The organism is Yoonia sp. (genome assembly GCF_017854565.1).
Taxonomy (GTDB): domain Bacteria; phylum Pseudomonadota; class Alphaproteobacteria; order Rhodobacterales; family Rhodobacteraceae; genus Yoonia.
Genome location: NZ_JAFMHJ010000012.1, coordinates 71,522 through 82,680, shown reverse-complemented (window position 1 = coordinate 82,680; position 11,159 = coordinate 71,522). Strand labels below are relative to the sequence as shown.

At 58.7% G+C, this 11,159-nt stretch carries 13 protein-coding genes and 1 pseudogene; 6 read left to right on the top strand and 8 right to left on the bottom strand.

Going from position 1 to position 11,159, the window contains the following annotated elements; translation table 11 throughout:
- Positions 1 to 793: pseudogene (locus tag QZ196_RS07390) on the top strand (hypothetical protein); the annotation flags it as partial.
- Here QZ196_RS07390 and QZ196_RS07385 read toward each other — a convergent pair.
- Positions 777 to 2,126, bottom strand: a complete 1,350-nt coding sequence (locus tag QZ196_RS07385) for a surface lipoprotein assembly modifier (protein ID WP_296425162.1) — start codon at positions 2,124 to 2,126, stop codon at positions 777 to 779. The pseudogene QZ196_RS07390 and the gene QZ196_RS07385 overlap by 17 nt on opposite strands.
- Positions 2,119 to 3,051, bottom strand: a complete 933-nt coding sequence (locus QZ196_RS07380; RefSeq protein ID WP_296425161.1) for a thymidylate synthase — start codon at positions 3,049 to 3,051, stop codon at positions 2,119 to 2,121. The genes QZ196_RS07385 and QZ196_RS07380 overlap by 8 nt, the downstream gene beginning before the upstream one ends.
- A 170-nt stretch (positions 3,052 to 3,221) precedes the next feature.
- Here QZ196_RS07380 and thyX point away from each other — a divergent pair, with 170 nt between their 5' ends.
- Complete coding sequence (thyX, locus tag QZ196_RS07375) at positions 3,222 to 4,142, top strand: FAD-dependent thymidylate synthase (protein WP_296425160.1); 921 nt, start codon at positions 3,222 to 3,224, stop codon at positions 4,140 to 4,142.
- 126 nt (positions 4,143 to 4,268) lie between these two features.
- Here the strand turns inward: thyX and QZ196_RS07370 are convergent, their stop codons facing one another.
- On the bottom strand, positions 4,269 to 4,799 hold the full coding sequence (locus tag QZ196_RS07370; RefSeq protein WP_296425159.1) for a transposase: 531 nt from the start codon (positions 4,797 to 4,799) through the stop codon (positions 4,269 to 4,271).
- Between the two features lie 61 nt (positions 4,800 to 4,860).
- Between QZ196_RS07370 and QZ196_RS07365 the strand changes: the two genes are divergently transcribed.
- The 4 genes from QZ196_RS07365 to QZ196_RS07350 all read left to right on the top strand — a co-directional run bounded on the left by QZ196_RS07365 (position 4,861) and on the right by QZ196_RS07350 (position 6,447).
- Positions 4,861 to 5,184, top strand: a complete 324-nt coding sequence (locus tag QZ196_RS07365; RefSeq protein WP_296425158.1) for an ArsC/Spx/MgsR family protein — start codon at positions 4,861 to 4,863, stop codon at positions 5,182 to 5,184.
- 247 nt (positions 5,185 to 5,431) lie between these two features.
- Positions 5,432 to 5,575 carry a hypothetical protein gene (locus tag QZ196_RS07360; RefSeq protein WP_296425157.1) on the top strand — a complete coding sequence of 48 codons (144 nt, stop codon included), beginning with the start codon at positions 5,432 to 5,434 and terminating at the stop codon, positions 5,573 to 5,575.
- 130 nt (positions 5,576 to 5,705) lie between these two features.
- Complete coding sequence (locus QZ196_RS07355; RefSeq protein WP_296425156.1) at positions 5,706 to 6,035, top strand: ArsC/Spx/MgsR family protein; 330 nt, start codon at positions 5,706 to 5,708, stop codon at positions 6,033 to 6,035.
- Between the two features lie 43 nt (positions 6,036 to 6,078).
- Entirely contained in the window at positions 6,079 to 6,447 is a 369-nt protein-coding gene (locus QZ196_RS07350; protein WP_296425155.1) for a hypothetical protein, read from the top strand.
- On the opposite strand, the gene QZ196_RS07345 is transcribed toward QZ196_RS07350, so the two are convergent.
- The 5 genes from QZ196_RS07345 to thrS all read right to left on the bottom strand — a co-directional run bounded on the left by QZ196_RS07345 (position 6,431) and on the right by thrS (position 11,130).
- Positions 6,431 to 6,976 (bottom strand): DoxX family protein, encoded by a 546-nt coding sequence (locus tag QZ196_RS07345; protein WP_296425168.1) that lies wholly within the window; start codon positions 6,974 to 6,976, stop codon positions 6,431 to 6,433. The genes QZ196_RS07350 and QZ196_RS07345 overlap by 17 nt on opposite strands.
- 18 nt (positions 6,977 to 6,994) lie before the next feature.
- Positions 6,995 to 7,735 (bottom strand): DNA-binding domain-containing protein, encoded by a 741-nt coding sequence (locus QZ196_RS07340; protein ID WP_296425154.1) that lies wholly within the window; start codon positions 7,733 to 7,735, stop codon positions 6,995 to 6,997.
- Entirely contained in the window at positions 7,732 to 8,583 is an 852-nt protein-coding gene (locus QZ196_RS07335) for a DUF692 domain-containing protein (protein ID WP_296425153.1), read from the bottom strand. Before QZ196_RS07335 ends, QZ196_RS07340 begins: the two co-directional genes overlap by 4 nt.
- Before the next feature lie 62 nt (positions 8,584 to 8,645).
- Positions 8,646 to 8,948: a DUF2282 domain-containing protein gene (locus QZ196_RS07330; RefSeq protein ID WP_296425152.1), complete on the bottom strand. Its 303-nt coding sequence runs from the start codon at positions 8,946 to 8,948 to the stop codon at positions 8,646 to 8,648.
- 235 nt (positions 8,949 to 9,183) lie between these two features.
- Positions 9,184 to 11,130 carry a threonine--tRNA ligase gene (gene thrS / locus QZ196_RS07325; RefSeq protein WP_296425151.1) on the bottom strand — a complete coding sequence of 649 codons (1,947 nt, stop codon included), beginning with the start codon at positions 11,128 to 11,130 and terminating at the stop codon, positions 9,184 to 9,186.
- Positions 11,131 to 11,159: the final 29 nt, after the last annotated feature.

Here is an 11,159-nt window from a genome sequence, read left to right as displayed (position 1 = left end):
ATCGGCGGATGAGGCCGGGAAGCTACATGCGCTTAATCGGTCCGGGATGGATAAGGCACAACAGATCACTGCGGCGCGCAATGCGGTCGATGGCTTGCGACTGGCCGCCCCCGACCTGTCGGCGGCGGAGGCCAAACACGAACGCGCTGTGCAAGCAGACGAGGAAGACCGGAAGGAAATCAACCGTCAGGAAAGAGAACGCGCGCGACTGAACGGCGCGATTTACACGCAATCCGAGGGTGCCGTGGAGGAAAAGCTGGCAGAGGTAACAGGAAAGCTTGTTCGTGCCGAAGAAAGGTCCGCTCAATTCGCGCGCCACGTGAAGGCGGTGCGGCTGTTGATTTCTCACCTCGAGGCAGCCAGAGCCGATGCCCAGGAGACCTATTTCGAACCCGTGCGGAATGAGCTGCTGCCCTTGCTGCGACAACTGCATGCGGGCGCGGAATTTCAGATCGACGCGGACAAGCTTCTCATCGAGGCGATAACGCGCAACGGCGTGACGGACAAAGTCGAGGTTCTTTCGGGTGGAGCGTTCGAGCAGATCGCGATCCTGACACGGCTGGCTTTTGCAAAGCTGTTCTCCAAGCACGGCAATCATGTTCCGATCATTCTGGATGACGCTTTGGTCCACACGGATGACGAGCGGATTTCAACAATGTTCAACATGCTGGCCCAAATTGCGCGGGATCAGCAGATCATCGTGTTGAGTTGCCGGACACGCGCATTCTCCGACCTTGGCGGGGAGCGTGCGTTCATTACCGAAATCGACGACGGTGTCAGAACGTCGAATTGACGGTCAGCGCGACTGACAATGTATCGCGGGTAAAGCGGCTGACGTTGCTTTCGGCAATGCTGCCGCTGATCGCAAGGCCGGGGCTGAACCCGGCATAGCTGACATCGGGAAAGCCGATGTTCAGATTGTAAAACACGCTGACATCTTCCCTGCCACCATCCACAAACGCGATCAGGCGGTAATCAGGATAATCGGTCCATTTGATCCCGCCGCTGATGCCCAGACTGATCGGGCCAAATGGCTCTGCCCAGTTGTACGACCCTTGAATGCTCCAGTCGTCAAAGGTGTAGTTGACGCTGTCACCCTCACTGACCGTATAGGTCAGCGCGGTGCCAACCCGATTGCCACTGGCCAGTTTGCGCGACACCGACGTGCGCAGCACATAGCGGTCAACGGTCCCGATCCCGGTCGATACATAGGTCTGCTGTTCGCGTTGCACCGATAACTGCAACCCGGTCGTGTCCGACAGCGCAACATTGCGGCTGAGCGCCAGTCGTTTGAAATCGAAATAATCCTCGCCGCCGAAATCAAAGGTGCCAACCGTCACGCTGGCGCCCAGACTACCCGTCTCCAATGCGCGATCATAGCCAAGCGTCATTTCCGTCGCGTCGGTGGAAAATTCACTGTCGGCCACGTCGACGTCCACGTTGTCATTCAACCGGACCCGCGATGCCTGATACTGCAACGCAACGGTCGTGCGGCTTTTCTCGGTCGCGCGCAGGCGATACTGGGTGCGAAAACTTAGCGTGGCACGCACGCCGCCCAGCGCCAGCGCATCCGGCGACAGCGTCCCATCGGGCAGGCCGGGGGCGGTCAGCGTTTCATCAGTGGCCCCGCCATTGATGTTATTTGACGGCACCACCGAAAGCCCCAGCCGTGTGGACCACGGGTTGATCCGGCGCACGCCGGCGGCATCGCGCAGCGTCTTGGCTTCTTCGTCCGGGTTTGGCGCAACTGTCAGTGCGCGGCGCAACCAAAACGTCGCCAGCGTATAGCGTTCTTCGTTCGCGGCGGCCAACGCCGTCAAACGGGCCGCTTCGTACTTTTGCACATCGGTCTGCGATACCGCCCATGCGCGCGCGCCAGCACGCCGGCCCGTCTTTGGATCACCCAAACGCGGTGCCGCGGCGGCCACGACAAGCAGCGCCGCACGATCATTGGGGTCAGCCTCCAACAGTCGCAGCGCGATCTGCAATGCCAATGCCGTATCCCCGGCGAAAAGCGCCCGCGTCGCAATGACACGGGCGTCTTCGATCGACACATCGACGGTTGTCTGTGCGCTGGCAGCCGACCCCAAAAGGCAGGCCACCAGCGCGAGTACGTGTTTATTCATCTACGTCTTCGACACTCGAACAAACGGTGGGAACACCACCGCCGACACATTGGTCCAGAACGAAGATGCCGTATTCGTTTTCATTCTCAAAAGTATCGCCTAGGAAATCACCGTCAAGAAAAATACCACCCGCAACACCGGCGGCATTCGTACCACCAAATGTTCCCGCGTAGGTGCCAACGGTTGCGCCCGGAGCATCAGCCAACGGGTCTCGGTCGCTTATCTCCACAATGCCCTCAAAGGCGCCGTTTGACCCCACGTCGGCCACGATAAGAGCGACAGACGGCATTGCGCCAAAATCACTGCTGCGGTTATAGATCGCACCATTCACCAGATTGTCAGTGAAGTCGGCATTCAAAAACACCTCTCCGGTGACCTGAAGCGACTGATACGGAATAACCTCGCCCGGTGTACCGCCGGGCGCGTTCCCAACTGGAGGACCAAAATTCAACAACCCAACGTAGTTGCCTGCATAGCTGGCCAAACCGCTGTCCGGCGCAACATAGCCATCCTGCGTAAACGTGATGCCGCCAAAGTATCTGTTGAACTGGCCGCCATCCATGGCAACGACGGCGGTCACGCTACCGTCTGTCGATTCACCTGCAAACGCGGTAAAGGCACGGTCCAACGGGTCATCTTGTTGCGTAAACCGGTCATAAACACCAACGGCTCCGGCGGCTGTATAGGCTTGCAGCACATCATCCCCGTCCAGCGAAATCTGCACCAACAGCGTGCCTGTGTCCGCGTTATAGCTCGCCGCTTTCATGTCCCCGGCAACAGCGGCGGGAACACCGTTTACCGGCACCTCACCGTCAGTATCGGTACCGCCGCCCGTATCGGGATCGGTCACGTCATCAAACGGCTGCCCATCACCACATGCAGCCAATAGCGCCAGCAACGCTGCCATAGATACAAAGTTTTTCATGCTCTCAATGCCTCGATTGTTTTTCTTTGTTTCGAACATCTTGCCCACCACCCCCCGTGTCAACGATCAAAAGCGGCCCCGCCCAGTTTGTTTTCCCGCTATGGAGGTTTTGCCACAGCCCGCCAATCCGTATAGTCCGGCTACGACTCATCAATGCCCGGAGAACACGGATGCCCATCACCCCCGACCAACAGGCCGAAATCGACGCCCTGCGCGCGACCCCCAAACCGACCCTGCGCGCCGTCTCCGAAGGGATGGAGGCGCATTTATACAAAGCCCACGACGTGCTTGATCACGGGTTTATCCGCGTCATCGACTACATGGGCGACGATGCGGCGATCTGTCAGGCAGCCCGCGTATCCTATGGTAAAGGGACCAAATCGGTCCAGAACGACGAAGGTCTGATCCGCTATCTGATGCGCCACTGGCATTCGACCCCGTTCGAAATGTGCGAAGTCAAACTGCACGTCAAACTGCCCGTCTTCGTCGCCCGCCAGTGGATCAGGCACCGGACCGCGAACGTCAACGAATACTCTGCGCGCTATTCGATCCTTGACCGCGAATTCTATATCCCCGAAGCGTCCCAGCTGGCCGCGCAATCGGTGATCAACAATCAGGGCAGGGGGGAAATGCTGACCGAGGCGGAATCCGCCCGCGTGCTGGAAATCCTCAAGGGCGACGCAGCACAGGCCTATGACCACTACGCCGAAATGATCGGCGAACAGGACACCGATGGAAATCCCAAGAACGGCCTCGCGCGCGAATTGGCGCGGATGAACCTGCCCGCCAACATCTACACCCAATGGTACTGGAAAGTGGACCTGCACAACCTGTTCCACTTCCTGCGCCTGCGCGCCGACGCCCACGCCCAATACGAGATCCGTGTCTACGCCGACGCCATCTGCAAAGTCGTCGCCGACTGGGTGCCCGCCGCCTACGGCGCATTCGAGGACTACCGCATGGGCGGCGCGACCCTCTCGGGCAAGGCGTTGGATTGTGTGCGAAGAATGCTGAAGGGCGAAGAGGTCACGCAAGAGACGTCCGGGATGTCCAAGGGCGAATGGCGTGAATTTATGGGGGCTGTTGGGTAGTTGGGCTTTACACATCTCAAAAATGGATAAATTTCGTAGATGATTTTGATGTAGGGAAATTTACTTATTCCGGGAAAAGTTGCACCAAGATTTGCTTCATGTTTGGAGGCGGCAACGTTGCGCACCCTACGGATGATCGCGGTGATATGACGAATACGGCCACGCGTCGGGTGTCTCCACCAACCCGTGCTTCACGGGATTGATCCAGCAATAATGCACATGGGCCGCGTAATCGGCATCATTGCGAATGTGATGCTCCCAAAATCGTTTCTGCCAAATCGAAACCTCATCTCGTAGGTCGGGGTTCTCCCCGACTCTGACCCGGCCACCAACAACGCTATGCGTGTTTTTCAGCGGGGGAAGCGGGGGAGTCGGGGTAAACCCCGACCTACGCACCATCCGCGAAAACCGGCCTTTGATCGCTCCCATGCGCATCGAAAAATCGGCGTCCCCCTCGGGCAATGTCCAAACGCAATGCATGTGATCGGGCAGCACAACCCAAGCGTCGATCCTGAATGGCCGCTCTGTCTGTGTCTGCGCGACGGCTTTGCGCAACGTCGCAATCTCGCGCACCAATAAATCCGATGACCGGTCCGCAAGGTTGACGGTAAAGAACACGGTTGCGCCGGGGCGCCGGGGGCGGCGGTATTTGGACATGGCACATGTTCGCCAAGGATGGTTAATTGATCATCAACATCCACAACATGGACGAACCAAAATGATCCTCTATGGCCTGCCCACCTGTTCCGACTGCAACAAAGCCCGCAAGGCACTCGACGCCGCAGGCCACAAGGTCACCTTCCGCGATATCCGGGCCGCGCCGATGTCAGATGCGGACTGGGCCCCGCTGATCCATGAATTCGGTGACAATCTGGTGGACCGCAAATCCCAAGCCTTCCGCAACCTCACCGCGTGGATGCGGGAGTCCGAAACAGATGCCCAACTGGCCGATCAGCCCGCGCTCATGGCCCGCCCCGTCATCACCGACGGCACCCGCTGGACGCTGGGCTGGGACGCCGCCGCGCAATCAGTCTGGCTGTGATCGCACGACGCGGCACGCGTTACTTATTTGCAACGATGCCGGTGAATGGCTGTGGGTGCCGTACAAACGTATGTACGCGGCATGTACGGGTTATGTAGAATTTGGACAGGCCTGTTTTCGTGATGAAATGGGATGACATTGCCATCGCAGCCGTCTAACCTTGGGGTTGTGTCGTGCGATCTGCCGCAGATGTACGTGGCAGTTTCCAGTAAAAATTCGTTGCGATCAAACACGCACTGGGGACGAAATGAACAAGACATCCCGCCCATCGCTTTTGGCCAAGGATACCGACCGTGACGCGTTCCAGCCGGTGAAAACCGACTTGGTCGATCGGCTGAGCCAAGAGGCCGTAAGCCTGTCCACCAACCGCCTTTCCCCTCGTCGGGCGTAATAGACCATACCCTTTTGACGCGCTGACAAGATGACGGTGCCGCTTGGCATGCCGGTCGCCTTTGGGTTTTGCCACCCGTCTGCGCGGCGGGCGCGCAAGTCCGCAGCCCATTGCACAATAAGGAGGCAAAATGCGTTTCTTCGGTCTGAAATCCTGCGATACCTGCCGCAAAGCGCTCCGGGCGTTGCAGGCTGCGGGGCACACACCCGACGTCATTGATGTGCGCGCCGACGGTCTGGCACCCGCAGACCTGTCGCGGATCGTCGTGCAGTTCGGCGCAGGCGCGATCAACAAGGCATCGGCGACATGGCGCAGCCTGTCAGATGCCGAAAAGACAGCAGGGCCTGCGGCATTGCTTGCCGCACACCCTACGGTGATGAAACGCCCGGTGATCGAAACCGATGGGCAGTGGACGATTGGCTGGAAACCCCAGGTGCAGGCGATACACCTTGGCGAATGATCACGCTGCGCGTATGTGAAGACAAATCAATAGGGAGATACCAATGCGCAACGCTGCCCTGACACTGGGCCTGATCGCGGGTTTGATGGGAATTTTTGTTGGCCTGTTTGGCTATGGCTATGCCGAATTGTCAGAACGCCATGCCGAAGTGGGGCAATTCTTTGGCGTGTTCGAAAACCCCGGCTTTATCCGCTTTGCCAGTTTCATCGCGCCTTTGTTGGCGATAGCGGGCGGTGCAATGGCCAAGGCGCGCGCACTTTGGGGCGGTGTCTTGATGTTGGTCGCAGCGGTCTGTTTTTACGCAGCTTTCGGTTTCAACGTCGCGACGATGTTTCCGATTGGTTTTGCCGCTCTTGGCGGCTTGCTCGCCATTGCGGCGGGCAAGCCTGATGAGCCTAGGGCGCATTTTTGAACAAAATGCGATCAACCGACAGCGCACCGGCCCCTTTGAACACCAAGACAAGCAGCGCCAGTATCCAAAACGCCCGCTGATCAAGGATCAGCGCATCGGGCATCTTGTCAAACCATGCGCCCAGCGTCCCTTCGTGTGCAATACCGCCATGACCGTAAAGGTCGGTCAGCGATTGAACTACGATGAACCCGATCATCGCCATGGCGGACAGTCGGGTCAGTAAGCCCACGATGATGAGCAATGGCAGCACAAACTCTGCGACAGTGCCGCCGAACACAACGGCCCAGTGGAAAAAGGTCAGTTGTGACGTGTCATAGCCGACGGCTTCCATCGCCTTGGGAAAAATCTGGACATAGGCGCCAGAGCGGGGGGTGAAAATGCCCAGAACCCCATCGCCGACCTTGGTCAATCCCGATCGCCAGAAATACATCAGCAACACGCCGGCAAAGACCAGTCGCGCCAGTAGCGGCAAGATGTGATTGCCGGCGCGGTTGATCGGATCGGCGAACCGATTGAGTGTGGTTATCATGTCCATTGAAAAGGCCTTTCAGTAAATATCTGTCACCGCACCTTGGGCCAGAAGCAGCCCCAGGATCGCGCCAAGGTCGAGGGTTTCATCAGCAAGTGCTGCCGCCTGACCAAGCGATTGGCCATCGGCAAGAGCGGCGATAAGGCGCGCCGCCGCAGCATTGATCGGGTGGATTTCGGGGTCAAACCGGGCGCGCGTGATCAGCACGGTTTCGGCCTGCATGACGGGCTTGGGCGCGTCCGTGACCGTGTTGGCGCGGTAGATGCTGTAGATCGGAAAATCCGACGTGACAGTCGTGATCGCGGGCGCAATACGCAGACGGGCACCCATCAGGGCGTCTGGGGCCAGCACGCCAAGGCGCTGGGCGTCCACCGGTGTGGCGTCCGCAGCGTGGTAGGCATGGCGCAGCGCCAATTCCAGTGCTGCGATATCGGGCAGATACGCGATTGATTTTGCAGGATCAAATCGCCGCAGAAATTGGGGCATCTGTGCCCCATAAAACATCATCAGCGGCGATGTCGGCGGGTGCTTGCGCAGGTAAACCCCCGCCATTGCGCGAAAAAAAGCGTTTCCCACCAATTTGCGGGTGATCGGAAACGCGGTTTCCAATGCGTCCGACAGGCTGACCGCCACATTGTTGCGGTAAACATCAAAGCGTTTGCTGGCGGTGGTTCCGTCCGGGTTCTGCAACCCGGCGGGGACCGTCGCGTCGGGGTTCAGGATCGTTGCGGTAAACGTCGCATGGTCAACGCCCATCATGCCACCAGCGCCAGTGCCGCGTCGGCGCGCGTTGCCTGGGCCGCAAGAACCGGCCACGCGGGTACGTCATTGTCCCACTCGATCAGCAATGGCTTTGCGCCCGCCCGGTCGAGGGTGTAATCAAGTAGCGCCCAGACCGGATCGACCACGGGCTTGCCGTGGCTGTCGATCAATAACGGTGCCCCGGTTTCGTCTTCGTCCACGTCATGGCCGCCAAGATGGATTTCGCCAACGGCGTCCAGCGGGAATGCGTCGATATAGGCCTGCGGCGACGTCTTGAGGTTGGTGGCGCTGACAAAGACGTTGTTCACATCCAAAAGCAGGCCACATCCGGTACGGGCGCTCACTTCGCGTAAAAAGTCGGTCTCGGACATCGTCGCGTCTGCAAATGCCAGATAGCTGGACGGGTTTTCCAGCAGCATGCGGCGGCCGATGGTGTCTTGCACCTGATTGATATGCGCAGCGACGCGTGCCAGCGTCGCGGCATTATAGGGCAGGGGCAGGAGGTCGTTAAAGAAATGACTGTCGTGGGTCGACCAGGCCAGATGCTCGGAAAAGCTGGCGGGATTTAGCCAGCCGACCAGATGTTTCAGGCGGGCAAGGTGATCGCGGTCCAGATTGCCTTCGCCGCCAATCGACAGACCCACACCGTGGACCGAGACGGCAAAGCGTTCGGCCAACTGGCGCAACTGCGCGATGGGGCGGCCGCCGTCACCCATGTAGTTTTCGGCATGGACTTCAATCCACGCAACCGGGTCAGGATGCGACATGATATCGGCGTAATGCTGAGGCTTGTAGCCAACGCCGGGCCGTGGCGGCAATGAAGTATGGTGCGCAGCATCAAGCATTTCCGGTCCCCGGCAAGTGATGTTGTAAGGTGGGTTTTAACCCACCCTACGGTTTGGATCGGTTACGCTGGCAGATCACGCTCAAGCGCTTCCAACGCACCCGCACGCGCGGTGCCGTCTGCGGCTGCGGGCAGCTCGATGCCTGCACATGTGCCTTCGGGGACCAGCGTCCAAGCGTTGCCCTGATAGTCGACCGTCGAGGTGCCGGCGCATGTTGTGCCGGGGCCAGCCGCGCAGTCATTTGCGCCTGCAAGGGACACACCGAAACATTTTTCGTCGCCAGCGGCAGAGGCATTGGTGGCAAGCCCAGTCAGTGCGGTTGCAACAGCGGTGGCAAGGATGAGCGTTTTCGTAGCATTCGACATAGGAAATTTCCTTTGGTTCGGTTGGGTTGTTTGTTCACCAGAGATCGGCGATGAGCAAACTTTAACTGAGGCGGCCTGTCCAATGCCATTCACAGGCCTGTGCATCGCGTTTCTGTGAGGTCAGTTGAGTTGCCGCGCACCTGCGGCAGCCTGACGCAGCCTGTATATCATGGAAAACAAAAAACCCGCCGCTGTGTCCAGCGACGGGTTTGTTACAGGTTCCAGCGCTGGAATGTTACAATAAATCGGGCGGCGTGGCGCTTTTGCGTAGCTCTGCTACGATCTCGTCCAGAGATGTTACAGATGTCCGGTTTTCCCCCAGCCGCCTTGCGGTGACCGTGCGCTCTTGGACTTCGCGGGCGCCAAGCGCCAGAATGACAGGCACCTTGCCGACAGAATGTTCGCGCACCTTATAGTTGATCTTTTCGTTGCGCACATCCGCCTCGGCCCGCACGCCGACGGCCTTCAGTGCCGCGACAACCTCATGCACATAAGCATCGGCGTCTGATATGATTGCGGCGACAACCACCTGACGCGGGGCCAGCCAAAACGGCAGCTTGCCCGCGTGTTCTTCGATCAAGATGCCGATGAACCGCTCAAACGAGCCAAGCGTCGCGCGGTGCAGCATGACAGGCCGATGCTTGTTACCATCCACGCCGACATAATTTGCGTCCAGCCGTTCGGGCAACACAAGGTCTACCTGGATCGTGCCACATTGCCAGTCGCGCCCGATGGCGTCGGTCAGGACGAATTCGAGTTTGGGGCCATAGAACGCCCCTTCGCCGGGGTTCATCGTCGGTTCGATCCCGGCCGCGCGGGTGGCTGAAAGCAGGGCAGCTTCTGATTTATCCCACACCTCATCCGACCCGGACCTGACGTCGGGCCGGTCCGAAAACTTGACGCTGAAGTTCTCGAACCCAAGATCTTTGTAGGTCTTGCTCAGAAATGTGATGAACGCGGCTGTTTCCGCCTCTATCTGGTCCTCGCGGCAGAAAATATGGCCGTCGTCTTGGGTAAAGCCACGCACCCGCATGATCCCGTGCAGCGCGCCCGAGGGCTCGTAACGGTTGCATGACCCAAACTCGGCCATGCGCAGCGGCAGATCGCGATAAGATTTCAGGCCTTGGTTGAATATCTGAACATGGCAGGGGCAGTTCATCGGCTTGAGCGCGTTCACGGATTTTTCGCGCGCGTGTTCTTCGTCCACCTCGACGATGAACATATGCTCTTGATATTTTTCCCAATGCCCCGACGCTTCCCACAGCTTGCGATCCACGACCTGCGGTGTGTTCACCTCAACATAGCCATCCGCGCGCTGGCGGCGGCGCATGTAATCCTGCAATTCGGTGTAAACGGTCCAGCCATTTGGGTGCCAAAACACCTGACCGGGGGCCTCTTCTTGCATGTGGAACAGGTCCATTTCGCGGCCCAGCTTGCGGTGGTCGCGTTTGGCGGCTTCCTCCAGCATATGCAGATGCGCCTTGAGACCCTCCTTGTTGGTAAATGCCGTCCCGTAGATCCGCTGCAGCATCGGGCGGTTGCTGTCTCCACGCCAGTACGCCCCGGCAATGGACATCAGTTTGAATGCATCCGCAGGCACCTGGCCGGTATTCTGCAAATGCGGGCCACGGCACAGGTCCTGCCAATCGCCATGCCAATACATGCGCAATGGTTCATCGCCGGGGATGCTTTCGATCAATTCGACCTTATAGGGCTCGCCGCGGTCTTGATAATATTGGATGGCCTTGGGGCGGTCCCAAATTTCTGTCCGGACCTCATCGCGCTTGTTGATGATGTCCTTCATCTTTTTTTCGATCACGGCCAGATCTTCGGGTGTGAATGCCGCGGCGCGGTCAAAATCATAGTACCAGCCGTCTTTGATCACGGGGCCGATTGTGACCTGCACGTCGGGCCAGATTTCCTGCACCGCGCGCGCCATGATGTGGGCAAGGTCGTGGCGGACCAGCTCTAGCGCAGTAGCTTCATCTTTCATCGTATTGATTGCAATAGACGAATTCGCATTTATCGGCCATTGCAAATCCCAGTGCGCGCCGTTCACCGTCGCACTGATCGCTTTTTTGCGCAGCGAAGATGAAATGTCAGCCGCGACGTCGGCGGCCGTCACGCCTGCGTCATAGGCGCGGCTGTTACCATCAGGAAAAGTCAGGGAAATCTGGGCCATATGTCGGCTCCTCGTCAGTTTGGCGCCCA

Excerpts from the sequence above, each read along its gene's own strand:
- QZ196_RS07385 (WP_296425162.1), bottom strand. The coding sequence starts at position 2,126 with ATGAATAAACACGTACTCGCGCTGGTGGCCTGCCTTTTGGGGTCGGCT.
- QZ196_RS07380 (WP_296425161.1), bottom strand. The coding sequence starts at position 3,051 with ATGAAAAACTTTGTATCTATGGCAGCGTTGCTGGCGCTATTGGCTGCA.
- thyX (WP_296425160.1), top strand. The coding sequence starts at position 3,222 with ATGCCCATCACCCCCGACCAACAGGCCGAAATCGACGCCCTGCGCGCG.
- QZ196_RS07370 (WP_296425159.1), bottom strand. The coding sequence starts at position 4,799 with ATGTCCAAATACCGCCGCCCCCGGCGCCCCGGCGCAACCGTGTTCTTT.
- QZ196_RS07365 (WP_296425158.1), top strand. The coding sequence starts at position 4,861 with ATGATCCTCTATGGCCTGCCCACCTGTTCCGACTGCAACAAAGCCCGC.
- QZ196_RS07360 (WP_296425157.1), top strand. The coding sequence starts at position 5,432 with ATGAACAAGACATCCCGCCCATCGCTTTTGGCCAAGGATACCGACCGT.
- QZ196_RS07355 (WP_296425156.1), top strand. The coding sequence starts at position 5,706 with ATGCGTTTCTTCGGTCTGAAATCCTGCGATACCTGCCGCAAAGCGCTC.
- QZ196_RS07350 (WP_296425155.1), top strand. The coding sequence starts at position 6,079 with ATGCGCAACGCTGCCCTGACACTGGGCCTGATCGCGGGTTTGATGGGA.
- QZ196_RS07345 (WP_296425168.1), bottom strand. The coding sequence starts at position 6,976 with ATGATAACCACACTCAATCGGTTCGCCGATCCGATCAACCGCGCCGGC.
- QZ196_RS07340 (WP_296425154.1), bottom strand. The coding sequence starts at position 7,735 with ATGATGGGCGTTGACCATGCGACGTTTACCGCAACGATCCTGAACCCC.
- QZ196_RS07335 (WP_296425153.1), bottom strand. The coding sequence starts at position 8,583 with ATGCTTGATGCTGCGCACCATACTTCATTGCCGCCACGGCCCGGCGTT.
- QZ196_RS07330 (WP_296425152.1), bottom strand. The coding sequence starts at position 8,948 with ATGTCGAATGCTACGAAAACGCTCATCCTTGCCACCGCTGTTGCAACC.
- thrS (WP_296425151.1), bottom strand. The coding sequence starts at position 11,130 with ATGGCCCAGATTTCCCTGACTTTTCCTGATGGTAACAGCCGCGCCTAT.